This window comes from Methanobrevibacter sp. (genome assembly GCF_045603845.1).
Classification (GTDB): Archaea; Methanobacteriota; Methanobacteria; order Methanobacteriales; family Methanobacteriaceae; genus Methanocatella.
On sequence record NZ_JAZUMY010000083.1, the window covers coordinates 20,263 to 42,480 of the forward strand.

The window sequence follows — 22,218 nt, forward strand, 5'->3', positions numbered from 1 at the left end:
TTATTTTAAATAGAAATTATATATAATAAAATAGGTGATAAAATGATAGTTAGTATAATTGGTGGAACCGGACCTCAAGGTCTTGGAATAGGAGAAAGATTAGCTATTGAAGGTGTTGATGTTATCATAGGTTCCAGAAAAGAAGAAAAGGCTTTGGACGTTGTTGAACAAGCAAAAAAAGACTTGGCAGACTATGATTTATCAAACATGAGAGGAATGGCAAACGAAGACGCTGCAAAAGAAGGTGATATTTTAATCATCACAGTGCCATTGGCTGCTCAAAAACCAACTGTCGAAGGAATCAAGGAATTCTGTAAGGATAAAATCGTAATGGATGCAACAGTACCATTGGAAACAGCTATTGGTGGAAAACCGTTCAGATTCATTGACCTGATGGAAGGATCAGCTGCTGAAAGGACTGCTTCCATTCTTGAAGGAACCGGTGCAAAGGTAATCTGTGCGTTCTGTAACATTTCAAACTCACACCTTTCAAACATTCCTGAAGAAATCGACTGTGACTGTCTGATTGCAGGTGATGACAGTGATGCAAAAGCAACCGCTGCAGAACTCATCAATAAGATTCCTGGAATCAAAACCATTGACTGCGGTATCCTTGAAAAGGCACGTATCATTGAAAAAATCACACCATTGCTTATCGGATTGAATATAAAATACAAATCCCACTATGGCGGATTAAGAATAACAGGAATTAACTTCGATTAATTCCACTCTTTTTTATTTTTTTGATTAAAATGGATGAGCTTGAATCTTTAATCGGTAAAAACGTCTCTGAAATTGACAAAGACATCATCGATGTATTGAAAAGCATTGACATTAAGGCGGTCATCCTCGAATACAAATATAAGAACTGCCGCAGAAGATATCCTTCGGCTTCCTTTAAATTAGCAAGTATTGACTTTTCAAATCCCATATCATTTGATGAACTCTTTAATTTTGATAAACTTTTTATATTCTGGCATTTCAATGGAACAATCACGGATCTTGAGCTTTTTGATTTAACATTGGACAGGGATGTCTTGAAAAAGGATTATGATTTCATCATAGATAAAATTGAAAATGGCCAATCTCATAACCTGAGGGCAGGAGATACCAAGTTTTTAGCCGCCAAACGTTTGAATGAGGAGATTTTGATTAATGGTGTTAAAACTAATAAAAGGGATTTTGTTTTAAAAGTTAAATTTCTTCAAAAGATTTTAAATGAAATTAAATTATATTAATATTACTATTTATTTTAACCAGTAAACTATATATTTGATGTTTTTTTCATTACAATTTTGTTCTGTGGCTTCAACAAGCTTTAAATAAGATTTATAATATATTTTTAGAAGGACCTCACAATAAAATTCTTTTTGGAAGGAGGTGAATAAATATGAAATTATTTTTAATTGATATTTATTCTTTTATCAGCTCGTTTTCCAACTCGGAGATTTTGATAGACTTTCCAAGCATCTTAAGTGGAGGTGAGAATAATGGAGCTAATTATCTTCATTATAGGAACATATTTTTTCAATATTCTGACAATAATGTTCTTGATAAGATGTAAATGATAATAGTTAAAATTCTCACCTAATATAAGATAATTGAATATAAACAAATTTATGAATGAATTTAACAAAAATTGATTTTGTGAGGTCTTTTCCTGAGATAGCTACTATTCAATTATCTTTTTAGTTAAATTTATATATGTTGGTAATAATATATTGATACAGAGAATTACTTTTTAGTAAGCCTCTATTAAGATGCAAAAAGAATTTTTTAATGTCTAGTTGGAATTGTGGAGATTTATTTCTCTGCAATAGACATTAATTGATAAAATAAATACTTTTTTTGATTTATTAATATATATTTAATTTTTTAATTAAAATAAATACAGATATCATATTAAAAAAATAAGAATGGGAAATTATACAAAATGGAAAGCAATATTTCCCATTAAAGCTTGTATAGGAATTTGAAATACGTTCATGCCGTTTTGTGCCATTGCAGTGCTTACAGCATCTCCTCTGGACATGGTTCCCGGAACATTGCTGCTTCCTGCATATCCGTTGTATGCATCGTTTGCACGGATATCATCAACAATACCTTCACCGAATATTGCATTAGCTGCATCATTATTAATACCTATGATTAGATGCGGCGTAAAGTCGTATGTGTATGTCATGATGTCACGTGCGGCTCCGTAAGGGTCATCCGGACTGTCCTGATGTATGTTGTGCAGTGTCTGGCCCTGTTCATTAAATGAGCTTCCGGGATAAATCCATTCAAAGCCCGTTATTGAAAATTTAGCGGCCATATCAATACCTCCGCCACCGCCTTCCTCAACATCGTCTGCAATCACAAGAACGGGACTTGCAATTGTTGAAACTGCAAATCCAACAATTATTACAAGTATTATCAAAAGAATTGTAGTTGCTCTTTTCATGGTTAACTTTTATAATTCTTTTAAATATATAATACTTTACTTTTTTAAATCACACAGACAAATATAATATCATGAAAAAAGTCAAAATAACAATATTAAAAACGACTCTGCAGGAGGATTTGGCTAAGGAATATGGAATTGAAGGCCTTTCAACCTGTCCGCTCATGAGTGAAGGTCAGGTCTTCTATGCCGATTATGCAAAACCGGAAAACTTCTGCGATGAGGCATGGAAAGCAATCTATCAGTACGTTTTTGCTCTGGCTCACGGCGTTGATGAGCTATGGTATTATTCAGATTGGATTAAAACTCCCGGCGTAGCTATTGTCAGCTGCAACGATGGGCTAAGGCCTGTCATCATAAAGCTTGAAGCTACTGACATCGAGTCTGTTGCGGATGATTAGATGCCGATATGTCCAAACTGCGGAAGCTATGTGTCTTTAGGCGATCATTCATGCAGCTGCGGAACTACAATCAGCTATGATTAAGTGGAAAATTATGTATTTTCGTTAATTTTGAATAATTGAACGTATTTTTCCTCAACGGCAGGGATTTGGTTTTCCGCATTTAGAAAGAATCGAATTCCTTTTGGGCATTCTCAAAAAAGTATGCCAAATCACGTCCCATGACGAAGATATGGTTCACGGTAATTGACACGCTCATCTCATGGTTTTCGCTGACCTTTCCCCAGGTTATCAGCGGCTGTATCTGACGACCGTTTGTTTCGCATGATGTAATCATGTCAAAGTCAACCCATGGAATGCATGAGAAGTTAGCAATGTTTTCACCATCCCTTTTCATCATGTCAAGGGTAAAGCCATCCTTTTTTCCGGATAATATGTCATCAGATAATTGCCTAACATAATCATGCCATTGGAAAATGTCGTCAAATTCCTGTGGTGTTCTGACTCGCATTTCCATGTAAACATCCAGATCTTCGTTCATTATTGGTGTTGTACCTTCAAGATAATCGAATTCAACAGCTTCATCGTCAATTATTCTTCTTTTCAAATTTTCAACGCTGTTTACTGCATTAATAAGACATCCTAAGCTTAATATAAAGAATGAATAGTCATTTTCTTTTGAGAATTTCCACAGCTTTTCCACGTTAATTCTTGCTGACATCGTGTATCTTGAGGTTTGGAAGCCGTAAAAAGGATTGTTTTTCAGGTCAAAATCTATTTTTTTCATAAGAATACCTTAATTATTTATATTATTTATTAATATATTAAATATTGTTAAATAATTATGTTATGTAGGTTTTGTTAAAATGAAAGTAGTAATTGTCGGCGGAGGAGCTGGAGGAATCTCCACAGCTTCTAACATTCGTAAAATTGACAAAGATTGTGAGATTGTTGTTCTAACAAGGGATGATAAGGTTGCATACTCACCTTGTGCTATTCCTTATGTTTTATCCGGAACAATCAAATCCTTTGATGATATTGTAATGAGAACACCTGAAGACTATAAGAAAAAGGATATTGACGTAATAACTGAAGTTGAAGTTACAGCAGTTGACAGCGACAAAAAGACTGTAACTTATGAGTCAGGATCCAAATCAAAAACCATCAAATATGACAAACTGGTTTTGGCCACTGGCGGAAACCCATTCGTTCCTCCAATGGATGGTGTAGATTTGGATGGTGTTTATCAAATCAGAAATATCGATGACGGTATTAAAGTCCAGGAAGCAATGAAGGATGCCAAAAGTGCAATCGTAACCGGTGCAGGTTTGATAGGTATTGAAATTGCATTCGCTTTGATGAAACAGGGTTTGAATGTTACATTAAGTGAAATGATGCCTCAAATCGTACCGAGGTCTCTTGATAAGGACATGTCCGATATTCTGGTTAAATATCTTGAAAATGAAGGCATCAATGTCGTATTGGGCAAACCGATTACCAAATTGATTGGTGAGAAAAAAGTTGAAAAGGCATGCTTCGGTGATGAGGAGCTTATCGATGCGGACATGGTTATTTTAGCTACCGGTGTAAGGGCAGAACTCGATTTGGCCAGAATGGCCGGTTGTGAAGTCGGAAGATGGGCTATTCTTGTAAACGACAGAATGGAAACTTCAGTGGAAGATGTATATGCTGTCGGAGACTGTGTTGAATCAAAAGACTTGATTTTAGGATTCAATACCATTTCCCAGTTAGGTACCACCGCAGTTCGTGAATCAAAAACACTGGCCCGTACAATCTGTGATAAGAAATCCAAATTCAATCCTGTCTTAAATTCAATGGTTTCCAAAGTCGGAAAATTGGAATTTGGTGCAGTGGGCTATACCACCAGTTTTGCTCAGCAGAACAGAATCAGGCCTGTAGTGCAGAAAGTCGAAGCGCTTACAAGAGCACGCTACTATCCGAATGCAAAACCTATGGATATTAAAGTTATTTGTGATGGAAACGGAACCATTATAGGCTGTCAAATCATAGCTGAAGAAAGGGTAGCTGAAAGAATTGATACAATGACATTAGCTATTACTGAAGGTTTAACCTGCTTTGATTTAAGCAATATGGAATTTGCTTATGCGCCGCCTGTATCCATGGTTACAGATCCATTAATTCTAGCTGTTGAAGAAGTAAGTAAAAAATTCAATTAAATGGGGGAGAAAAAATGGCAGAAAATCCACATCACGGTCATGGTCATCATGGTCATGGGGGTCAGATGACTCCTGAACAGCAAAGGCAGATGATTGAACAGGAAATAAAATTATCAAGAAACTTAGGCCAAATCAAATATAAAATATCCGTTATGAGCGGAAAAGGAGGAGTCGGAAAATCCACCGTTGCAGCCAACCTCGCAGAAACTTTCCAGAAGTTAGGTTTCTCAACAGGTATATTGGATGCGGATATTCACGGACCTAACATTCCTAAAATGTTGGGTTTGGAAGGTGAAGACCTATATATCAATGAAAACCGCAATATGGTGCCTGTTGAAGCTCCAAGCGGTCTTAAAGTAATGTCAATGGCATTCATGCTGGACAGTATAGACACTCCAATCATCTGGAGAGGACCTCAAAAATCAGGTTCCATCAAACAGCTCATTGCAGAAGTGGAATGGGGTCCGCTTGATGTTTTAATCATAGACAACCCGCCTGGAACAGGTGATGAACCGTTGACTGTTTTACAGACCATTCCAAATACCGATGCGGTAATCATGGTCACCACGCCTAATGTCGTATCGCAGGAAGATGTCTTGAAATGTGTAAAGATGGTCAATATGATGAATATTGAAAACATAGGCCTCATTGAAAACATGGCTTATTACATCTGTCCTCACTGCGGTGAAAAATTAGATATCTTCGGTAAAGGTGACGGCGAATCATTTTCTGAAGAAATGGAAATCAAATATCTTGGCGATTTGCCGTTGACAGAAAAAGTAAGTGACTCACCTAATCAGGATGGTGTTGTATCAACAATCGATCCGGACGGTGAAGTTTCAAAAAGATTCGAAGAAATCGTCGGCAAAATCAAAGATGAATTTCTTAAAGAAGAGTAATGTAGCTGACACTGGCTATGTTAATTAGATATCCTACAAATTTAGGATTATCTATTTTTTCTATTTTTTCAATGATATAATCCTTGTTTTCATCCATCTCGTTTAAACGGTAATATTCCATACCACGTTCGTATTCGACCAGATCGGTGAATATTGGGATGATGTAGTTTCCGTCATTTCCATGAGGTATCGTGAGAACTTCATTATTTTCAGTTGATATGATAAACTCGTTTTCACTAATGTAATCCTTAATTTCATCATCAGTTTTTTCAATAAGTTCCGGGTTGTTGTTTTCACTGTGGAGATAGCTCATATTAATCAGTTGCTTCAATTCGGGGTGTTTTATATCTTCAATCTTCATTGTTAATACTTTAGACTTAATGATATTTAGTTATATCTAAAAGCAATATTTATGACTCAGGACAATTTTCATCACCCGCAACAATTTTCATCACTAAAAGCATTATTTATCATTAAAACAATTTTAATGACTTGTTTCAACAAAGTATTTATTAAATGATGTTAAATATTAATTTAAAAAATATTTTGGTGATAATAATGATATTAGAACTTTTAGACGAGTTTATGATTTGCTTGTGTTTGAATTCATTGGAAGTATTGGAGGATAAATTAAAGGTTTATCCGTTTAGTTTGCCAATGTTATTATTTAAAACGGATTTCGATGAAAAAATGATTAATGAGAAGTTAACCTCTTTTAATAATATCCTATTGTTTGATATTATAAACGGGAAAGAAAATTATCTTGATGAATTTCTGGAATTATGTGATTTTTCAAATGAAAATGTATTTAAATTCATAATCAGTGAACTAATCGATAATATTTTCGATCATGCGCATTCAAAAAATGCATATGTTATAGCATATTGTAAAAAAGACCATTTTGATGTGATTATCTTTGATGATGGGATTACTATTCCCTATTCATTGGAATCACATGATTTCATTTTCAAAAAGGATTGGAATGCAATTTTAAATGCGATTGGAGGTATCTCAACAAAAAATGAATTCGGATATTATGAAAGGGGTTGTGGATTGAATAATTGTTTTTCCTTGATGACTCAGGGCGGCTGCAATAGCATTCTGGTGGCTTCAGGCAAGGGGATTATATGTTCCAAAAAAGATAAACTCTATAAAATAGATATTTCAAATAAAGCAATTGACGGAACAATAATCGGATTAAGATTTGATTTAAATTATAATTTTAATAGTTTATATGAAATTATTAAAAAAAGATATGATGTTGAAAAGATGGGAGGAGTTAACTATGATAATTGATCTGAAAAATGAAATTGGGAAGGATTTGATTGTAAGATTAGATGCTGAGCATTTGTTTAAAAAATTAGAAGGTAATTCTCAAAAGGTTATAATGGATTTCTCAGATATAGATTTTATTAACCGTAGTTTCGCTCAGGAATATCTTAATCGTAAAATGGTGGTGGATTATGAGATAGAAGAGATTAATGTTCCGGATGTTGTGAAAAACATGTTTAATGTTATTCTCGAGTGGAATGGTTATGATTTGAGGTATTAATCAAAAAGATTAATATACTCTCCATAACCTTCTTTTTTCAAATCTTTTTTAGCTATGAATCTCAATGCGGCTGAATTGATGCAGTATCTTTTCATTCCGTCGGGTCCGTCATTGAATTCGTGGCCCAAATGTGAATTTGCCTTTCTGCTTCTCACTTCGGTTCTCACCATTCCGTGTGAGAAATCCCTGTGTTTGATTATAGCTTCACTATTAACAGGCCTGGTGAATGCAGGCCATCCGCATCCTGAATCATATTTGTCCAGGGAAGTGAAGAGAACTTCGCCATCTACCACATCCACATATATACCATCTTCAAAAAACTCATCATATTTTCCACTGAATGGTGCTTCTGTCATAGCAAGCTGTGTTATTTCATACTCTTGTCGGCTTAAGTGGTCGAATTCTTCATCGTCTATTTGATTTAAATCAACATGACAGTAACCCTGCGGATTTTTTTCAAGGTATTTCTGATGATAGTCCTCGGCGTGGTAGAATCCGTATATCTCATGGGCCTCGACAGCTATTTTTTTGCCGAGCTGCCTTTGCTTTGCATTTATAAATTTGATTACAGGGCTTCTTTGGGAAGGGTCGTTCCAGTAAATGCCTGTTCGGTACTGGGTTCCGATATCGGGGCCCTGGCGGTTGACGGCAAATGGATCAATGATTTTGAAATACTCTTCCATAATCTCTTCAAGAGATATGATTTCGGGGTTATATGTGACTTTCACGCATTCAGTGTGTCCTGTCTTTCCGCTGCAGACGCTTTCATAGGTCGGGTCATGTGTTTTTCCGTTGGCATATCCCACTTCAGTCATATTGACTCCCCTGAGTCTTGAAATGTATGCTTCAACACCCCAGAAACAACCGCCTGCAAGATAGATAATCTGCTGAGATTTGTACATAATTATAGTTATCTAGCTCCTATTTAAAAAACTTTATATGATTTGATAAACTTATTTTAATATAGATATTGGAGGAATTTAATGTTTTACTCAACAATAATGAAAATCGATTCAATTGACAGATTAAGGGATATCAGAGATGCATTACTTGTAGAACAAGGTATTAATCCAACCCGTCAAGGAGAACAAGCTATTAAAGTTGTAGTTGAAAGAATTGATGAAATTCAAACTACACTGGACAAGTCCGCTTCCAGAAACAGAAAGTGATTTTAGTGATAAGGTTAGTTACCGGTCGAAGACGTTTGCTTAGAAAAAGAATGTATAATGCCCCTCATGAAAGACAGAGAAATACTTATTTTCGTGAAAATAAAAGCGTTAAAAAACATTTTCAAAGCGACTATGTCAATAATGAAAGGGTTTATACTAAACGCAGACCAAAAAGAGAAGCAGTATCTGGATTTAAAATGGCATACAGATACAAATATTTAAAAGAAGACAAAGATGAAGAAGAAGATGAAGAGCTATAGCTTCAAAATCTCTTCCTTTGTAATTATTCTGTTTTCACTGTGAATATTCAGGATAAGTCCTGAAAACTCATCATCATTTTTAGAAAGTTCCCTGAAAAGATCAAGGGAAACTTCACATGGTTCATAATCAGCTATTTCCAAATATTCGAAACCTTCATTGTAGTTGTCCATATCCGAAAATACTATTATTTTGAAATCGTCAAGCTTTCCCATCACAAGAAAATCCCTTTCATGGTCTTCACCTAAAGTTGGGCATATGAACTTCATATGTTTCCCTCCGTATCCATTCTGAAGTTCTGGGAATGCGGATTGATTACTATTCCTCTGAAGTATTCGTCATCATCTCCCAGTTGCCTGATGTCGTCAGAAGAAAATATTTTTGGGGATAATGTTTCAAGGAATAGTTTGGATATTTTTTCACATCCCTCATCATATTGGCATACGTCCGTAAAAACCGGAATGACATATTCTTTGGATTTTTCGGTCAGCGTGAATTTTACGGGAAAGTCATTTTCATCGACCGGCGCAAGATAGACTTCACCGGGATAGCTTCTTTTGATATTGATTTTAACGCCGTCGAGCTCTGAAGCAGATTCCTTCTTTACTCTTTTAAGGATTGTTGCGTACAAATCAATGAAATCTTTCATCTGGCTTTTGCAGCCGCCTTCACCGGTCTTTTTGTAATATTCGTAATCTTTAAGTTGCATACTAGTCGTCACAGCAGTCATGTACGGTTTCAGCAAACACTATAAATCCGTTGTCAGGCGCATTGATTGCAAGGCCCAGGAAATCTTCATCTTCTGAGTATGATGCGACAATGTCAGCTCCGGTTGCCTTGTCGAATTCGAATTCTCCGCTTCCTTCCTGTTGTGAGAAGAATTCAACAGCATTGTTAGCTTCCTCTTCGCTGGTGTAAACAGGCAGGAAATAGCTTTCGTCATCTTCCTCTTCGCCGATGAGCAGTGCAACGATTTCGGTTTCCTCTTCCACTTTGTTCAGGAGTATGATCAATTCGCTGTGGTAAACTACATGGTCAATTTCATGAGCCAATTCATTCAATTCCTCTTCTGATGCTACGTTGTCTTCAAGTTCAATGTACTGTTCTGTTAATTCTTTTAAATTATCTTCCATAGTTATCACCTTAAGAAATAAATAATTAAAATAAGTATTTTTTAAACAAATAAGCATTCTCTTCCTAAACACCACTAAAGGAATACAAACGAATGCTTATCATTAACCATCACCATTGTTCATATTATAAAAAAAAGTATGTAAAATATGAACAATACTATTTTACTACTTCAAAGTATTTAAGTGTTTAGGATTTTCGGCCATTTTTCATGCCGTCAGGTGTAATTTTATATACAACTTATTCATATAATATGTATTAATGAAGAAAATTGCCCTAGTGATGCTAATATTTATGCTGGTGGGTTGTGCCTATGCAGAGGAATTCTCCAAAGTAACGGTCAATGGAGCCGACTTTGAAATTCCCGAGGAGTACTCATCAGGAGATTTGAAAGACAATAAGTATGTCTTCAAGGATTTGAGGACATTTGCAATATTATGTGTCGACGACTATATAATCAGCAATTATGGCGGAAACTATAAAATCAGCGATTCCAGCCAGGAGATGTCCATAGACGGACGTCCATGCATGCATCTTTGTGTATACAACAAATATATTGATAAGAATGTTTCCTATCTCTATTTCCCTGTTGAAAAATCAGTTTACTGCATCTGCTATCAGGGAAATGATGTGAATTCGGGAATTTCCCATATTGTGGAAAGCGCCCTGCCATCAAACATATCAGATGATGCCTTTTACGGACTTCTCGATGAGGCCTTCAGCGAATATCAAAACAGGCAGTATCTTGATTCACTGTCCGGGGATAATTCATATTACTCTGAGATGACCGGCCAGCATTCCGATAACGGAAACGACCAGCTGATTAAATGGTATCTGATTACGCACTGGTGATAAAAATGATTTGTCCGAATTGTCATAGAATTTATGAAGACGGTAATGTGTTTTGCGTTGAATGTGGAGTTCGCCTGGTTCCTGAAGGATTCGGCTCAAGCAATCCTATGGAAAGGCATTCATCACGTTTCAAGTCATCCAAGCCAAGAAACGGTGATCCTCCAATCGAGCTGTCCTCAACGGATAAGAAGCTTGATGTTTTGATAATGCAGAACAGGGAACTCATCCGTCAAAACAGCAGGATAATTGAACTTCTCGAGAGGCTCAATCGCTGAATTCACTTTCAATGGCCTTGATTAGGTTATATATTATTCTGTTGGTGCTGACATCAACACCATATTTTTCTCCAAGCTCTATTACCTTTCCGTTCAGAGTGTCTATTTCAGTTTTTATTTCTCTTTTAATGTCCTGATGTGTTGATGAGTAATGGTTGTAGGTATCGGGAACCAGCTTTTTGTAGAAAACCTTTCTGTAGTCATCTGCACTCACCCAGAGTGTCGTGTACGGGGAAGCGTTGATTACATTGAATATCTCATCGATGATTCTGTTCATAAGTTCAGTTGAATACTCGTTTTCGGTAAGCTTTCCGTAGGTTACATCAAGTATGGCCCCCAACGGATTTAATGTGCAGTTGTAAAGCATCTTCGCCCACAGGTATTTGTCAAGTTCCTCTGTCAGTTCGCAGCTGATTCCTGATGCAGTAATCATGTCTGCTATAACCTGCAGGTGGCTTATGTCCTCGTTTTGAAGTGATCCAAGCAGTATAGGTTCTGTATATACTGTCACTTCGCTCATGTTTCTTTCAGGCCTTGTAAATCCTGTAATTATGCGTGCGCAGTACACTTCATCTGTCCTGAAGTATCTGAGGTATGCTTCATCGTTTCCAAATCCGTTCTGGCATATCAGTATGGTGAAGTCATCCTTTAAAATGTTTCTGTAGCTGTCAAGCATTTCTGCTATGTTTTCATTGGCCGTTGTTTTGCTTGCAACGAGTATGAAGTCAAATTCACTGTCGGGAATTTCACTGTAGCTTTCATAGACTTTGAATTCTTCAGGGGTGAATGAGTAATGGGTGAACAGTCCCACTCTTTTGATTCCCTTTGATTTCATTTCGCAAGCCGTGTTTTTGCTTGCAAGAAAAGATACGTCCGCATTTTGTGACAACAGTGATGTGCCAAGTCCAATTCCTACAGATCCAGAACCTATTATCAGTATTTTCATGTGAATTTTCTCCAATATCTTCTATTAATTAATATGTATAATCTATTAAAAAAGCTTTTTTCATGAGGTATTTTACACTTGAAACATATCTTTTGAAAATTGGTAAAACTGATGATATTGCTTGTTTTTTAATTTAGGCTAGTTTAATTAATTATTTTCAATATACTGATTATCTATTATTAAACATTTATTTCTATTGTAAACAATTAAACATAATTTATACACAAACTATATATACTATCTGAAACAAATATATTTATAACTTGTGTTTAACTTGTTATTTAATTTTGGAGGAGATACTAATGAACTGTATAGATGAACTTTTGCTGGGCAGCATTTCAAGGGACAGGCTGAATTTCAACAGCTGTCATTTCAACTTCCGTCTGAAGCAGAACAGGATTTCAATAGATTATGTGGAGCATGCTCTTCTCAATATGGAGCCTCTGGACTGTCTTAACGGAAACAAAAAGAATAGCTATGAGCTTTTCTACGATGCGCCTGAAAGCAAATGCTATGATGAGATTAAGATTGTTGTATATGACTGCAATACCCACATCAATGTTTCGACGGTCATGTCGCCGAATGAATCCAAGTCACAAAAGCATAGAAACTCCCAAAAGCAGGATGATCTGCTGAGAAAGGACAGGGCTATTGGAAAAGCATTCAAATGCAACTAGATAACATGAAATTCAATCTGAAAAAAGATGACATCAACAGAAAAGTTGATGAGGTTCTGTATATGAATCCGGCCACTCTCAGCCCAAATGCATTGTCGTCAGCCATTATGGATGACGGCTCCAGATATTTCGCATTGGTATATCTTACGGAGAGGATATTTTCACATTATGATGCCTGCTATGAAATCGAAAATCCGCAAAACGGGGAAAGTGATTTGATTTCATTTGTATCCAAATCATCCAAGGTACTTTTGAAAATGCCCAAAAATCCTGATTTGAATTTTGGATTTGATTCCTATGACTTTGGAATAATAATTGACTCAGAAATATCATTCGCCCAAAGAAAGGACTTGAGTGAAGTTTTTAAAACCGCAGCCCACTGTGACAGCAGTCCGATTGACATGATTATTGTGAAACTGATTTGTGATGCGTTAATCTAAAAAAAAGAAGTTGAATATGAATTAAATTCATATTCTGGTATTATAATATCTTACACCGTCTTTATCATAGGTATACCATCTGTTTACCTCATCATCATATTTTTCACCGATAACGGTTACGTATGAATCGCTTTGAGGATTGTATACCTTGTAGGTGGTGTTATTTTGTGCAGGTGTAACGTTTGTTGTATTGTTGAGTGCAGTAGTTGTGTTGGTTACATTGGCTGTAGTGTTGTTTGCCGTAATGTTCAATTCAGGAGCAGATCCGCTGTCGTTGATGATAATGTATGCTCCAACAGCAATAAGAAGAACTACAAGCACGATTATTGCACCTAAAATATAATTCTTATTATCCATTAATTTCACCTCTAGAAGTTATTTTGTTTTTTCACCTAATTAAGTTAATCACTCACGTCATAATCATCGATTATAATATAGTTGAATTCCGGATGTATGTCCTTGATTCTGTTGCAGACCTCGTTTTTAATTCTGTTTCTGTCCGCATCAAAGTCGACAATAATGTCAAAGCTCACAAGTTTAGGCTCTTCATAGACATAGAATCCGTGAATCTGCAGGATTTCCTCATACTCTGCGACAATTTCATCCAAATCTTTTCTGATATAGTCAAACTTATCGTTTCTCGCATATATTCCGATGGTTAAGGCGATTGAGAACTCCTTATATATCTTGAATGTTATTTCACGTGTCAGCGTGTGAATGTCGCTTGCCCTCAGGTCATCGTCCACCTCAATATGGACAGACCCCTGCATGTCTTCAGGCCCGTAATTGTGCAGGCTCAGGTCATATGCTCCATAAACACCGTCAACCTCTTCAATTGACTTTTTGATTTTTTGTGACAGCTCAGAGTCAACCCTTGCTCCAATCATGCTGTCGAGAGTCTCCTTAAGCATGTCGATACTTGCCTTGATAATCACAAAGGATATTATGACTCCCAGAATTCCTTCCAGGCTTATATTGTAAAATATTGAAATGATAGCTGCTATTAAAGTTGAAAGTGAAAGGATTGCATCGAAAAACGCATCGCTTCCTGATGCAACGAGCGCCTGTGAATTAATGTTTTCACCAACACCTTTCACATAACGTCCCAATGCGAATTTTACCACAACGGCCACTGCAATTATGACCAGTGAAACTGTAGTATATGATGTAACGTCCGGATTGAATATTTTGGGCCAGGATTCCTGAAGTGCGGTTATTCCTGCCCACAATACAATCACAGCAATTATCACTGATGAGAAATATTCGATTCTTCCATATCCGTAGGGATGGTTCTTGTCGGGAGCTTTTCCCGCAAGCTTTGTCCCGATTATGGTAATGATGGATGACAGTGCATCGGTAAGGTTGTTCACAGCATCCAAAGTAATGGCTATGGAATTTACTAAAATCCCAATAGTGGCTTTAAAGGCAACCAGTATCAAGTTTACAATAATTCCGATTATACTAGTTTTAATGATTTTATTTTGCCTATCCATAATTTAAGTTATGTTTTAAACAATATAAATCTTTGATTTGCACCTTATAAGTGGGGACAATTTTTGTCTGTGAGGTAAATTTTCATCACTTGGATAAATTGTTTAAAGCCGTATAATTTTTATTTAATGAATATAATTTATTTAAATCAAAAACCAAGAATTTATAAACTATAAAATTTAATATAAGAATTATCCAATTTAATAAATAAAATTAGGAGGTTTTCTATGGCTAAACAGTTTGAGGATTATAGCTTCAAAAGGCTAGTTGACAAGTTCCCTGTGCCTATGCTGAAATACCTGATGGTGCAATACGACAGGATAGAACCATGCAATACCAAAATAGAGATTAGTAATGATTATCGAATATTTTTGGATTATGTGGCTGAAATATCTGATAATGAAGTTTTAGATTTGGAGTTTCATAGTTCTGTATTGGAAATTTTCAATTTAGGCTATTATGGCGCCTATAAAATATATTTGAGGATTGATTCTAAAAAATATGTTTTGCAATGCATATTGTGCACTGGAGATCCTGAAAAATCAAAAAGAAGGCTTTTGATTAATGAAGATGAGGAATTGAAACTGAACATCGTTTTCACTCTTGAAGACGATGCTGATGAAAAAATTGAAATAATGGAAGAGTTCATAGATAATAATAGAGTATTAACCAGCACTGATATTGAGATTATATATCTTACTGTGGCGTTATATATGAAATCCAAATTAACCAAATCAGAATTGCTTTTTAAAATTGCAGAATTAACTAATCAGGTAAAAGGACTTACTGATGAGGAAATACATGAAATTAAATCATTTCAGAGGGCTTTTATGAAAAAGTTTATATCTGAGGATGATGAATTGAGAGGAGAGATGGAAAAAATGATATCTATAAATGCTTTGGAAGTTATGAGGGAGACATTCCCTGAAGAATTGAGAAAAGAAAAAGATGATGCGATGCAAAAGGGTATCGAAGTTGGTAGGGAAGATGGTGAGGAAATTGGTGTGAAAAAAGGTATAAAAATTGGAAGTGAAAAAACTATTTTTAAAATGGCAAAAGATATGAAAGATTTTGGAGCCGATTTTGATTTCATTTCTAAAATAACTGGTCTTAGCATCGAGGAAATTGAGAAGTTATAATTTTTATAACTTTTCTATAATTTTTTAAATCAAAGAGATTAGCTGCACCATTATAATAAAGAGGTTTTAGCATGAAATTTAAATTAACCAGAACCTGAATTTGTTTTAACATTTACTAATCAGGTTAAAGGGCTTAGTGATGAGGAAATACATGAAATTAAGTTATTTCAGAGGGCTTTTATGGAAAAGTTTGTATCTGAGGATGATGAATTGATAGGAGAGTTGGAAAAAATGATATCTATAAATGCTTTGGAAGTAATGAGGGAGACATTCCCTGAAGAATTGAGAAAAGAAAAAGATGATGCGATGCAAAAGGGTATCGAAGTTGGTAGGGAAGACGGTATAAAAATTGGAAGTGAAAAAACTATTTTTAAAATGGCAAAAACTATGAAAGATTTTGGAGCTGATTTTGATTTCATTTCTAAAATGACTGGTCTTAGCATCGAGGAAATTGAGAAAATTTAATTGTTTCACATAGTTAATTATTAATATAGGGTTTCAATTAACTATTCTTATGAAAATATTAGCATTAAACGGAAGTCCGAGAAAAAAAGGAAATACCAACCGTATTTTGGATGAGATGATTAAGGGTTGTGAAATGAATGGCCATGAGGTTGAAAAATATTTCTTAGACAAGATGGATATCAGCCCATGCAGCGGATGTGAAATCTGTTCCAAAGGAAAGGATTGCAGATTCAATGATGACGGAACAGAAATAATTGACAAATTGGCTGAAGGAGCCAGTCTGATTGTTGCCTCACCAATATACTTTGGCCAGATGACGGCACAGCTCAAGACAATAATAGACAGGTTCTATTCAATTTTCAACAATCCCGACAAGAAGTTTTCCGGAAAGGTTGGTGTTATATTCACTCACGCATCCCGGAGATGATTTCTACAAACCATATATCGATTTGGTCTTAAAGCAGCCTTTTGAGATGAACACGGAACTTGAAATCGTTGACTGTCTAGAAGTAGGAGGAGTCAAATTCATCGGTGATGCTGACAAGGCCGAAGACGCTTTGAAAAGGGCATATGAAATAGGATTGAAATTTTAGATAATTATTTTAATTTAATCACACAATATTAATATTTAGGTTGTGTTATCTTGTCACTCGATTGGAAAATTTGCGATAATTGCCAACATAAAGTTAATATTGATGATGTGAAATGTCCTTTTTGCGGCCATGAATTTAATGATGAATCCCCTTCAAATCCTGAAGTCAGGGAATTGTATGAATACTGTGATTTGATTGACAGTCGTGGAGACTATTCAAAGACACCTCTTTTGGAGGATATTAAATCACGCAACGGATCCGTTAAAAGTCTGGTTAAAAAGGATCTGGCTGATTTTCTTGTATATGTTGCCTGTGAAGGCCAGTCACAATGTGATGAAAAGATTGAGTTCATCAAAGATAATCTGGGAGTTGAAGCCACATTCGATGGCGCTGTTTTTAATAAGAATGATTTGCCCGATTCATTCAGGGCATTTCATGAAAACGATTTGTTTCACAGGGACTTTCTGGAAAAGAATAATCTTGAAGGTTACACGAATAAGCTGTTTGGCATCTATCGCTCATTAGGTGATGAGTTTCTCAAATGCGGCGATACCCAGCCAAAGGCATTCAGCGTTTTAAATGAATATATAAACAATTTGGCTCACAGTATCAGTCAGTTCAAAAGAAATTATGATTTGGGAGCAAATCCTGCTGATAAAAAGCGCATCGAAGAGGTATTGAATATATTAATCGGCTGCAAAAGCGTTGATGATGTGGACGGCGATGTAATTTGTGATGCCCGTAATTTTATAAACGCTTCCGTTTCAGGCAATGATGAATACACTCCGTTTTATGATGAGCTGTCCGAAAAAAGGCCTGATGTTGTCGCATCAATCATAATTTCAAGCAGCAGTGATTATATTTTTCAAAGTGATGATAAATCAGGCGAACCTGTTGAGGATGAGCAGACTCTTGAGGAACTGCTTGAGGAACTTAACAAGCTGGTGGGTCTTGAAAAGGTCAAAAAGGATGTCAATTCACTGATCAATCTGGTTCAAATCAGGAAAATCCGTTCTGAACGTGGCATGAAACAGCCTCCAATGTCTCTTCACCTTGTGTTTTCAGGAAATCCCGGTACGGGCAAGACCACCGTTGCAAGACTCCTGTCCAAGATTTACTGCAAGCTTGGAGTCATATCCAAGGGACATCTTGTTGAAACAGACAGAAGCGGATTGGTCGGAGGTTATCTTGGTCAGACCGCAATCAAGACGCAGGAAGTTATACAAAGCGCAATGGGCGGAATATTATTCATTGATGAGGCCTATACCTTGGCTCCGAAAAGCCAGGATGATGCATATGGCCAGGAAGCTATTGACACTATCCTCAAGGCAATGGAGGATCATCGTGATGATTTGATTGTTATTGTAGCAGGTTATCCTGATTTGATGGATAATTTCATTCATTCAAATCCGGGACTTGAATCAAGATTCAACAAGTATATCTTCTTTGAGGATTACAATCCCGAAGAGCTTCACGGAATATTTCTCAGCATGTGTGAAAATTCAACCCTGAAGCTTGACGATAAGGCGGACAAGTATCTTAAGGGGTTATGCGAAGACATTTACAACACCCGTGGAGACAATTTCGCCAATGCAAGGCAGATAAGAAACATTTTTGAAAATGTCCTGACCGCACAGGCCAACAGATTATCCGATGACGATGACATCACTGATGATGAATTGATGACGATTCTTTTGGAGGACTTTGAATCATAACAATTTTTATAAAATGATTAATAATAAATAATAATTGGAGATGTATATTATGACTGATTTAAAAGGTACTAAAACCGAAGCAAATTTGCAAGCCGCTTTTGCCGGTGAGTCCCAGGCTCACACAAAATACCAATATTTTGCTGCAAAGGCTAAAGAAGAAGGATATGTTCAAATCCATGATATTTTCATGGAAACTTCCAAAAACGAAAGGGAACACGCAAAAATCTGGTATAAACTTTTGCATGATGAGGAAATCCCAGATACCATTGAAAATTTAAACGCAGCTGCTGACGGTGAAAACGAAGAATGGACTGCAATGTACAAAGAGTTCGCTGAAACAGCTCGTGAAGAAGGTTTTGCTAAAATCGCTTTCCTTTTTGAAAAAGTCGGCGGAATCGAAAAAGAGCATGAAGAAAGATACAGAACTTTACTTGCCAATGTCGAAAACGAGACTGTATTCGCTAAGGAAGACGAAATAGAATGGAAATGTGAAAACTGTGGATTCATTTTCAAAGGTCCTAATGCACCTGAAAAATGTCCTGTATGCGGATATCCTAAAGCACATTTCGAAGAAAGAGCTCAAAACTTTAAATAGATTCTAATCTATTTTTTTACTTTTTTTTTTTATTAAAATAAGAGATAATAATGGGTGCTTACTTGTGGTGATATAAACACCCCTTATTGACATATTTGACAGATATATTTTTTTGAATTAGGAAATTGTGAGAAAACTAATTCAAATAATTTAATTTTGGAGATCATATTAGCTTTTGACTAATAATGTTTGAAGCAATGTGTTTTTTCGTTTTCACATCACTATTTAATAATGTAGTATGAAGTAGTATATAAATGTTTCGTAAATTTTTAGGTATACCTAAAAAATAGATCTTTTTTTAAAGTGAATAATTCTGTAAAAATAAGAGATAATTAGGCGTTTTTTTGGCAGAAAACGCCCGGACTTTTTAGAAAAAATTATTGGCAGATAAATTTTTTCTTTTGAATTAGAAAATTGTGAGAAAACTAATTCAAATCTTTGATTTTTGGAGATTCATTAGTCTATGACTAATAATGATTGAAGCAATGTGTTTTTTCGTTTTCACATCACTATTTAATAATGTTGTAAGAAGTAGTATATAAATGTTTCGGAAATTTTTAGGTTTAACTAAACTTTTGGTGATGATATCTCAAAAATTTCTTTCGGTTAATTAATGATTGTCTCTTTTTGTATATAAATATAACTATTGTGATATTTCAGTTCACAAAAAAAATTTCAGGTTTTTGGATGATCTTTGAAAAATAAGAGATAATAAAAGGTGTTTGGCAGCAACACCTTTTCGAAAAAATTATTTGGCAGATAAATTTTTTCTTTTGAATTAGAAAATTGTGGAAAAACTAATTCAAATTTTTGAGTTTGGAGATTGTATTAGCTTTTGACTAATAATGTTTGAAGCAATGTGTTTTTCGCGTTCACATCACTATTTAATAATGTTGTAAGAAGTAGTATATAAAAGTATCGCAAATTTTTAGGAATACCTAAAACTTAACAGCAAAGGTTTATATATACCAATTTATATATAATTTATACACAAGGTGATATCATGAAAGATGAACAGATAGATATAATATTCCTATTGGACAGAAGCGGTTCCATGTACGGAAGCGAAGACGACACGATTGGCGGATTCAATTCATTCATTGAAAAGCAAATCAAGCAGGAAGTAAACGCAAAGGTAACGACAATCCTATTTGACCACGAATATGACATGCTCTACAAAAGGAAAGACCTTCATGACGTTGGGAAAATGACCCATGACGATTACTTCGTAAGGGGATCAACCGCACTTCTGGATGCAATCGGAAAAACAATAGTTACAATGGATAAGGAAGTTTCAAACAAGGTGCTGTTTGTAATAACAACAGACGGACTTGAAAACTCATCCGTCGAATTCAGCAAAAGCCAAATCAAAAACCTGATTAAAAATCACAGCTGGGAATTCATCTACCTGGGAGCTGACATAGACGCCTATAGGGAAGCATATGATATAGGAATCAAGAAAAACAACACTGCAATATTCCACAAAACAAAAGATGGAATGCAAGACATGTTCACTTCCGTTGACAGGGCACGCTATTCCATAGTCAATGAGGAAAAACTGAACGTTTCCTGGAAAGAGGACCTTGACTAATCCCCACTTATATCACCATCACCATCTAACAAAAATTTATATATCATCGTTATAATAATTAAGATTAAGAAATTAATTTCTTTTTTTTTGAAATAGGTGAATATGATGGCTGATAAAAAACTATTGAAAGATTATACAAAAGAAGAAATAGCTGAATTTTCCGCTTTGGAAAAAGAAGCATATGACAGAGCAAACAAGTTAAATAAGGAATTCATCCATATCGAAAGCCTTTTAGGTGACTTGACTGAACACTGGAAAGAATACTTCATATTCCTTGAAGACAATAAAATCTCAAAAATCTGCGAATTCTACGGCGACAAGACCGCTCCATTCGATGATGAACTTCGTGAAGTAATTGCAGCTAATTTAAAGACTTCCCTTAACAGTGTCCACAAGGCAGTCAACTACAACACCAAAAAAATCGATACCGGAAGAATCATTGACAGATAAGTGTTTTAACCGACACTTTTCCTTTCTATTTTTTGACAAATATTTAAAAGCATAGACCTTTATAATATTATCTATGAATTCAAGATTAAAATTAGCCAAGACAATTTCAACTTTTACGAATCCCCCGATTATATGCATACCACTGTTTTTTATAATTTCACTGGTACTGTCAATAAACAATCTGTGGGATTTTCCGCTTATGGAACTGATTTCAATAATCTTTGCTTCAATCCTTCCGATGGCAATCATTCTCTATTGGGCCAAAAAGACGGGAAACGACAAGGACATATCAAACAGGCAGGACCGCTTCACGCCCCTCGTTGTCGGAACAGTTTCATATTTCATAGGATTTCTTGTCTCCATTGCATTGGGGCTAAACGACTTTCTCACATTCCTCTTTCTGTGCTATACAATCAACACGTTCATTGTAATGATAATAACCACACAATGGAAAGTCAGCATCCACACAACAGGACTTAGCGGACCTGTATGTGCACTGATAATACTTTTAGGACCTCTCGGAGCGATATTCGCCCTTTTATATCCTGTTCTTATATGGTCCAGGGTAACCCTTAAAAAGCATACGATGGCGCAGGCAATCACCGGTGGGGTACAGGGATTTTTCCTAACTGCAATTGAAATGTATCTTTTCATATTCCTCTTCAACCTTGATGTGGGCCAGGTCTATCCATTTTTATATGTAATCGGATTCATACTGGCCATAATATTCACTCCAGTGGTGCTTGGAATATTCAGCTATAGGAAAATTACCAATTCACTGATATTCTATCTTGTTGAAATCATTGGACTGTGCTTCTTTTTGGCAGTGACTCCGATTGACGTTACGATAATCTACGTTTTAACAACGGCAGTATCAATATACATTGCCAATTATGCGGGAGAGCGCTTTGAATGGTATAACATCATAAGGTAATCGG

The 22,218-nt window shown here is 35.7% G+C and carries 32 protein-coding genes; 22 read left to right on the forward strand and 10 right to left on the reverse strand.

The window, feature by feature from the left end:
* Positions 1 to 42 precede the first annotated feature (42 nt).
* Positions 43 to 723 carry an NADPH-dependent F420 reductase gene (npdG, locus tag ACKI2W_RS07915; RefSeq protein WP_407380929.1) on the forward strand — a complete coding sequence of 227 codons (681 nt, stop codon included), beginning with the start codon at positions 43 to 45 and terminating at the stop codon, positions 721 to 723.
* A 29-nt stretch (positions 724 to 752) separates the two neighbouring features.
* Positions 753 to 1,238: a hypothetical protein gene (locus tag ACKI2W_RS07920; protein WP_407380931.1), complete on the forward strand. Its 486-nt coding sequence runs from the start codon at positions 753 to 755 to the stop codon at positions 1,236 to 1,238.
* Between the two features lie 686 nt (positions 1,239 to 1,924).
* On the opposite strand, the gene ACKI2W_RS07925 is transcribed toward ACKI2W_RS07920, so the two are convergent.
* On the reverse strand, positions 1,925 to 2,443 hold the full coding sequence (locus ACKI2W_RS07925) for a hypothetical protein (protein WP_407380933.1): 519 nt from the start codon (positions 2,441 to 2,443) through the stop codon (positions 1,925 to 1,927).
* A 71-nt stretch (positions 2,444 to 2,514) separates the two neighbouring features.
* Here ACKI2W_RS07925 and ACKI2W_RS07930 point away from each other — a divergent pair, with 71 nt between their 5' ends.
* Entirely contained in the window at positions 2,515 to 2,844 is a 330-nt protein-coding gene (locus tag ACKI2W_RS07930) for a TIGR04076 family protein (protein WP_407380937.1), read from the forward strand.
* A 163-nt stretch (positions 2,845 to 3,007) separates the two neighbouring features.
* Here ACKI2W_RS07930 and ACKI2W_RS07935 read toward each other — a convergent pair whose 3' ends face one another.
* The gene (locus tag ACKI2W_RS07935; RefSeq protein WP_407380939.1) at positions 3,008 to 3,631 is read right to left on the reverse strand and encodes a CatA-like O-acetyltransferase; all 624 of its coding nucleotides are present in this window, start codon (positions 3,629 to 3,631) and stop codon (positions 3,008 to 3,010) included.
* 79 nt (positions 3,632 to 3,710) lie between these two features.
* On the opposite strand from ACKI2W_RS07935, the gene ACKI2W_RS07940 reads away from it, so the two are divergent.
* Positions 3,711 to 5,042 (forward strand): FAD-dependent oxidoreductase, encoded by a 1,332-nt coding sequence (locus tag ACKI2W_RS07940; protein ID WP_407380941.1) that lies wholly within the window; start codon positions 3,711 to 3,713, stop codon positions 5,040 to 5,042.
* A 14-nt stretch (positions 5,043 to 5,056) separates the two neighbouring features.
* Positions 5,057 to 5,941: an Mrp/NBP35 family ATP-binding protein gene (locus tag ACKI2W_RS07945; RefSeq protein WP_407380943.1), complete on the forward strand. Its 885-nt coding sequence runs from the start codon at positions 5,057 to 5,059 to the stop codon at positions 5,939 to 5,941.
* On the opposite strand, the gene ACKI2W_RS07950 is transcribed toward ACKI2W_RS07945, so the two are convergent.
* The gene (locus ACKI2W_RS07950) at positions 5,928 to 6,302 is read right to left on the reverse strand and encodes a hypothetical protein (protein ID WP_407380945.1); all 375 of its coding nucleotides are present in this window, start codon (positions 6,300 to 6,302) and stop codon (positions 5,928 to 5,930) included. The genes ACKI2W_RS07945 and ACKI2W_RS07950 overlap by 14 nt on opposite strands.
* Before the next feature lie 197 nt (positions 6,303 to 6,499).
* On the opposite strand from ACKI2W_RS07950, the gene ACKI2W_RS07955 reads away from it, so the two are divergent.
* Both ACKI2W_RS07955 and ACKI2W_RS07960 read left to right on the forward strand, forming a co-directional pair.
* A complete protein-coding gene (locus ACKI2W_RS07955; RefSeq protein WP_407380947.1) occupies positions 6,500 to 7,237 on the forward strand; it encodes a hypothetical protein in 738 nt (245 codons plus the stop codon).
* Positions 7,227 to 7,493: a hypothetical protein gene (locus ACKI2W_RS07960; RefSeq protein WP_407380949.1), complete on the forward strand. Its 267-nt coding sequence runs from the start codon at positions 7,227 to 7,229 to the stop codon at positions 7,491 to 7,493. Before ACKI2W_RS07955 ends, ACKI2W_RS07960 begins: the two co-directional genes overlap by 11 nt.
* On the opposite strand, the gene msrA is transcribed toward ACKI2W_RS07960, so the two are convergent.
* Entirely contained in the window at positions 7,490 to 8,395 is a 906-nt protein-coding gene (gene msrA / locus ACKI2W_RS07965) for a peptide-methionine (S)-S-oxide reductase MsrA (RefSeq protein ID WP_407380951.1), read from the reverse strand. The genes ACKI2W_RS07960 and msrA overlap by 4 nt on opposite strands.
* A gap of 81 nt (positions 8,396 to 8,476) precedes the next feature.
* Between msrA and ACKI2W_RS07970 the strand changes: the two genes are divergently transcribed.
* Both ACKI2W_RS07970 and ACKI2W_RS07975 read left to right on the forward strand, forming a co-directional pair.
* Positions 8,477 to 8,662: a hypothetical protein gene (locus ACKI2W_RS07970; RefSeq protein ID WP_407380953.1), complete on the forward strand. Its 186-nt coding sequence runs from the start codon at positions 8,477 to 8,479 to the stop codon at positions 8,660 to 8,662.
* A gap of 5 nt (positions 8,663 to 8,667) precedes the next feature.
* On the forward strand, positions 8,668 to 8,922 hold the full coding sequence (locus ACKI2W_RS07975; protein WP_407380955.1) for a hypothetical protein: 255 nt from the start codon (positions 8,668 to 8,670) through the stop codon (positions 8,920 to 8,922).
* Here the strand turns inward: ACKI2W_RS07975 and ACKI2W_RS07980 are convergent.
* Genes ACKI2W_RS07980 through ACKI2W_RS07990 form a run of 3 tightly spaced genes read right to left on the reverse strand, consistent with a single transcriptional unit; the run spans position 8,917 to position 10,053 of the window.
* Entirely contained in the window at positions 8,917 to 9,189 is a 273-nt protein-coding gene (locus ACKI2W_RS07980; RefSeq protein WP_407380957.1) for a hypothetical protein, read from the reverse strand. The genes ACKI2W_RS07975 and ACKI2W_RS07980 overlap by 6 nt on opposite strands.
* Positions 9,186 to 9,629: a hypothetical protein gene (locus ACKI2W_RS07985; protein ID WP_407380959.1), complete on the reverse strand. Its 444-nt coding sequence runs from the start codon at positions 9,627 to 9,629 to the stop codon at positions 9,186 to 9,188. The genes ACKI2W_RS07980 and ACKI2W_RS07985 overlap by 4 nt, the downstream gene beginning before the upstream one ends.
* A 1-nt stretch (position 9,630) precedes the next feature.
* Entirely contained in the window at positions 9,631 to 10,053 is a 423-nt protein-coding gene (locus ACKI2W_RS07990) for an SseB family protein (protein ID WP_407380961.1), read from the reverse strand.
* A 259-nt stretch (positions 10,054 to 10,312) separates the two neighbouring features.
* Here ACKI2W_RS07990 and ACKI2W_RS07995 point away from each other — a divergent pair, with 259 nt between their 5' ends.
* Both ACKI2W_RS07995 and ACKI2W_RS08000 read left to right on the forward strand, forming a co-directional pair.
* On the forward strand, positions 10,313 to 10,903 hold the full coding sequence (locus tag ACKI2W_RS07995) for a hypothetical protein (protein WP_407380963.1): 591 nt from the start codon (positions 10,313 to 10,315) through the stop codon (positions 10,901 to 10,903).
* Positions 10,879 to 11,178 (forward strand): hypothetical protein, encoded by a 300-nt coding sequence (locus ACKI2W_RS08000; protein ID WP_407380965.1) that lies wholly within the window; start codon positions 10,879 to 10,881, stop codon positions 11,176 to 11,178. The genes ACKI2W_RS07995 and ACKI2W_RS08000 overlap by 25 nt, the downstream gene beginning before the upstream one ends.
* On the opposite strand, the gene ACKI2W_RS08005 is transcribed toward ACKI2W_RS08000, so the two are convergent.
* Positions 11,168 to 12,124, reverse strand: a complete 957-nt coding sequence (locus ACKI2W_RS08005; protein WP_407380967.1) for a ketopantoate reductase family protein — start codon at positions 12,122 to 12,124, stop codon at positions 11,168 to 11,170. The genes ACKI2W_RS08000 and ACKI2W_RS08005 overlap by 11 nt on opposite strands.
* A 302-nt stretch (positions 12,125 to 12,426) precedes the next feature.
* Between ACKI2W_RS08005 and ACKI2W_RS08010 the strand changes: the two genes are divergently transcribed.
* Together ACKI2W_RS08010 and ACKI2W_RS08015 are read left to right on the forward strand one after the other, a co-directional pair.
* Entirely contained in the window at positions 12,427 to 12,801 is a 375-nt protein-coding gene (locus ACKI2W_RS08010) for a hypothetical protein (protein ID WP_407380969.1), read from the forward strand.
* A 5-nt stretch (positions 12,802 to 12,806) separates the two neighbouring features.
* Positions 12,807 to 13,241 carry a hypothetical protein gene (locus ACKI2W_RS08015; protein WP_407380971.1) on the forward strand — a complete coding sequence of 145 codons (435 nt, stop codon included), beginning with the start codon at positions 12,807 to 12,809 and terminating at the stop codon, positions 13,239 to 13,241.
* A gap of 27 nt (positions 13,242 to 13,268) precedes the next feature.
* Here ACKI2W_RS08015 and ACKI2W_RS08020 read toward each other — a convergent pair whose 3' ends face one another.
* Positions 13,269 to 13,598 (reverse strand): hypothetical protein, encoded by a 330-nt coding sequence (locus ACKI2W_RS08020; protein ID WP_407380974.1) that lies wholly within the window; start codon positions 13,596 to 13,598, stop codon positions 13,269 to 13,271.
* 44 nt (positions 13,599 to 13,642) lie between these two features.
* Complete coding sequence (locus ACKI2W_RS08025; protein ID WP_407380976.1) at positions 13,643 to 14,734, reverse strand: cation diffusion facilitator family transporter; 1,092 nt, start codon at positions 14,732 to 14,734, stop codon at positions 13,643 to 13,645.
* 225 nt (positions 14,735 to 14,959) lie between these two features.
* On the opposite strand from ACKI2W_RS08025, the gene ACKI2W_RS08030 reads away from it, so the two are divergent.
* The 9 genes from ACKI2W_RS08030 (at position 14,960) to ACKI2W_RS08070 (ending at position 22,214) form a co-directional block, all read left to right on the forward strand.
* Positions 14,960 to 15,871 carry a hypothetical protein gene (locus ACKI2W_RS08030; protein WP_407380978.1) on the forward strand — a complete coding sequence of 304 codons (912 nt, stop codon included), beginning with the start codon at positions 14,960 to 14,962 and terminating at the stop codon, positions 15,869 to 15,871.
* A gap of 180 nt (positions 15,872 to 16,051) precedes the next feature.
* Entirely contained in the window at positions 16,052 to 16,336 is a 285-nt protein-coding gene (locus tag ACKI2W_RS08035) for a hypothetical protein (RefSeq protein WP_407380980.1), read from the forward strand.
* A 49-nt stretch (positions 16,337 to 16,385) separates the two neighbouring features.
* Complete coding sequence (locus ACKI2W_RS08040; protein ID WP_407380982.1) at positions 16,386 to 16,763, forward strand: flavodoxin family protein; 378 nt, start codon at positions 16,386 to 16,388, stop codon at positions 16,761 to 16,763.
* Positions 16,732 to 16,929, forward strand: coding sequence for a hypothetical protein (locus ACKI2W_RS08045; RefSeq protein ID WP_407380984.1), 198 nt, complete (start codon positions 16,732 to 16,734; stop codon positions 16,927 to 16,929). Before ACKI2W_RS08040 ends, ACKI2W_RS08045 begins: the two co-directional genes overlap by 32 nt.
* 50 nt (positions 16,930 to 16,979) lie before the next feature.
* Positions 16,980 to 18,644: an AAA family ATPase gene (locus ACKI2W_RS08050; protein WP_407380986.1), complete on the forward strand. Its 1,665-nt coding sequence runs from the start codon at positions 16,980 to 16,982 to the stop codon at positions 18,642 to 18,644.
* Between the two features lie 49 nt (positions 18,645 to 18,693).
* Entirely contained in the window at positions 18,694 to 19,239 is a 546-nt protein-coding gene (gene rbr, locus ACKI2W_RS08055) for a rubrerythrin (protein WP_407380988.1), read from the forward strand.
* 1,003 nt (positions 19,240 to 20,242) lie between these two features.
* On the forward strand, positions 20,243 to 20,830 hold the full coding sequence (locus ACKI2W_RS08060; RefSeq protein ID WP_407380990.1) for a vWA domain-containing protein: 588 nt from the start codon (positions 20,243 to 20,245) through the stop codon (positions 20,828 to 20,830).
* Between the two features lie 105 nt (positions 20,831 to 20,935).
* Positions 20,936 to 21,280, forward strand: coding sequence for a hypothetical protein (locus ACKI2W_RS08065; protein ID WP_407380992.1), 345 nt, complete (start codon positions 20,936 to 20,938; stop codon positions 21,278 to 21,280).
* A gap of 73 nt (positions 21,281 to 21,353) precedes the next feature.
* A complete protein-coding gene (locus ACKI2W_RS08070) occupies positions 21,354 to 22,214 on the forward strand; it encodes a hypothetical protein (RefSeq protein WP_407380994.1) in 861 nt (286 codons plus the stop codon).
* Positions 22,215 to 22,218 lie beyond the last annotated feature (4 nt).

What these genes read in the sequence shown, in the direction of transcription:
- npdG (WP_407380929.1), top strand. Translation starts at nt 43, where the DNA reads ATGATAGTTAGTATAATTGGTGGAACCGGACCTCAAGGTCTTGGAATA.
- ACKI2W_RS07920 (WP_407380931.1), top strand. Translation starts at nt 753, where the DNA reads ATGGATGAGCTTGAATCTTTAATCGGTAAAAACGTCTCTGAAATTGAC.
- ACKI2W_RS07925 (WP_407380933.1), bottom strand. Translation starts at nt 2,443, where the DNA reads ATGAAAAGAGCAACTACAATTCTTTTGATAATACTTGTAATAATTGTT.
- ACKI2W_RS07930 (WP_407380937.1), top strand. Translation starts at nt 2,515, where the DNA reads ATGAAAAAAGTCAAAATAACAATATTAAAAACGACTCTGCAGGAGGAT.
- ACKI2W_RS07935 (WP_407380939.1), bottom strand. Translation starts at nt 3,631, where the DNA reads ATGAAAAAAATAGATTTTGACCTGAAAAACAATCCTTTTTACGGCTTC.
- ACKI2W_RS07940 (WP_407380941.1), top strand. Translation starts at nt 3,711, where the DNA reads ATGAAAGTAGTAATTGTCGGCGGAGGAGCTGGAGGAATCTCCACAGCT.
- ACKI2W_RS07945 (WP_407380943.1), top strand. Translation starts at nt 5,057, where the DNA reads ATGGCAGAAAATCCACATCACGGTCATGGTCATCATGGTCATGGGGGT.
- ACKI2W_RS07950 (WP_407380945.1), bottom strand. Translation starts at nt 6,302, where the DNA reads ATGAAGATTGAAGATATAAAACACCCCGAATTGAAGCAACTGATTAAT.
- ACKI2W_RS07955 (WP_407380947.1), top strand. Translation starts at nt 6,500, where the DNA reads ATGATATTAGAACTTTTAGACGAGTTTATGATTTGCTTGTGTTTGAAT.
- ACKI2W_RS07960 (WP_407380949.1), top strand. Translation starts at nt 7,227, where the DNA reads ATGATAATTGATCTGAAAAATGAAATTGGGAAGGATTTGATTGTAAGA.
- msrA (WP_407380951.1), bottom strand. Translation starts at nt 8,395, where the DNA reads ATGTACAAATCTCAGCAGATTATCTATCTTGCAGGCGGTTGTTTCTGG.
- ACKI2W_RS07970 (WP_407380953.1), top strand. Translation starts at nt 8,477, where the DNA reads ATGTTTTACTCAACAATAATGAAAATCGATTCAATTGACAGATTAAGG.
- ACKI2W_RS07980 (WP_407380957.1), bottom strand. Translation starts at nt 9,189, where the DNA reads ATGAAGTTCATATGCCCAACTTTAGGTGAAGACCATGAAAGGGATTTT.
- ACKI2W_RS07985 (WP_407380959.1), bottom strand. Translation starts at nt 9,629, where the DNA reads ATGCAACTTAAAGATTACGAATATTACAAAAAGACCGGTGAAGGCGGC.
- ACKI2W_RS07990 (WP_407380961.1), bottom strand. Translation starts at nt 10,053, where the DNA reads ATGGAAGATAATTTAAAAGAATTAACAGAACAGTACATTGAACTTGAA.
- ACKI2W_RS07995 (WP_407380963.1), top strand. Translation starts at nt 10,313, where the DNA reads ATGAAGAAAATTGCCCTAGTGATGCTAATATTTATGCTGGTGGGTTGT.
- ACKI2W_RS08000 (WP_407380965.1), top strand. Translation starts at nt 10,879, where the DNA reads ATGGTATCTGATTACGCACTGGTGATAAAAATGATTTGTCCGAATTGT.
- ACKI2W_RS08005 (WP_407380967.1), bottom strand. Translation starts at nt 12,124, where the DNA reads ATGAAAATACTGATAATAGGTTCTGGATCTGTAGGAATTGGACTTGGC.
- ACKI2W_RS08010 (WP_407380969.1), top strand. Translation starts at nt 12,427, where the DNA reads ATGAACTGTATAGATGAACTTTTGCTGGGCAGCATTTCAAGGGACAGG.
- ACKI2W_RS08015 (WP_407380971.1), top strand. Translation starts at nt 12,807, where the DNA reads ATGAAATTCAATCTGAAAAAAGATGACATCAACAGAAAAGTTGATGAG.
- ACKI2W_RS08020 (WP_407380974.1), bottom strand. Translation starts at nt 13,598, where the DNA reads ATGGATAATAAGAATTATATTTTAGGTGCAATAATCGTGCTTGTAGTT.
- ACKI2W_RS08025 (WP_407380976.1), bottom strand. Translation starts at nt 14,734, where the DNA reads ATGGATAGGCAAAATAAAATCATTAAAACTAGTATAATCGGAATTATT.
- ACKI2W_RS08030 (WP_407380978.1), top strand. Translation starts at nt 14,960, where the DNA reads ATGGCTAAACAGTTTGAGGATTATAGCTTCAAAAGGCTAGTTGACAAG.
- ACKI2W_RS08035 (WP_407380980.1), top strand. Translation starts at nt 16,052, where the DNA reads ATGGAAAAGTTTGTATCTGAGGATGATGAATTGATAGGAGAGTTGGAA.
- ACKI2W_RS08040 (WP_407380982.1), top strand. Translation starts at nt 16,386, where the DNA reads ATGAAAATATTAGCATTAAACGGAAGTCCGAGAAAAAAAGGAAATACC.
- rbr (WP_407380988.1), top strand. Translation starts at nt 18,694, where the DNA reads ATGACTGATTTAAAAGGTACTAAAACCGAAGCAAATTTGCAAGCCGCT.
- ACKI2W_RS08060 (WP_407380990.1), top strand. Translation starts at nt 20,243, where the DNA reads ATGAAAGATGAACAGATAGATATAATATTCCTATTGGACAGAAGCGGT.
- ACKI2W_RS08065 (WP_407380992.1), top strand. Translation starts at nt 20,936, where the DNA reads ATGGCTGATAAAAAACTATTGAAAGATTATACAAAAGAAGAAATAGCT.
- ACKI2W_RS08070 (WP_407380994.1), top strand. Translation starts at nt 21,354, where the DNA reads ATGAATTCAAGATTAAAATTAGCCAAGACAATTTCAACTTTTACGAAT.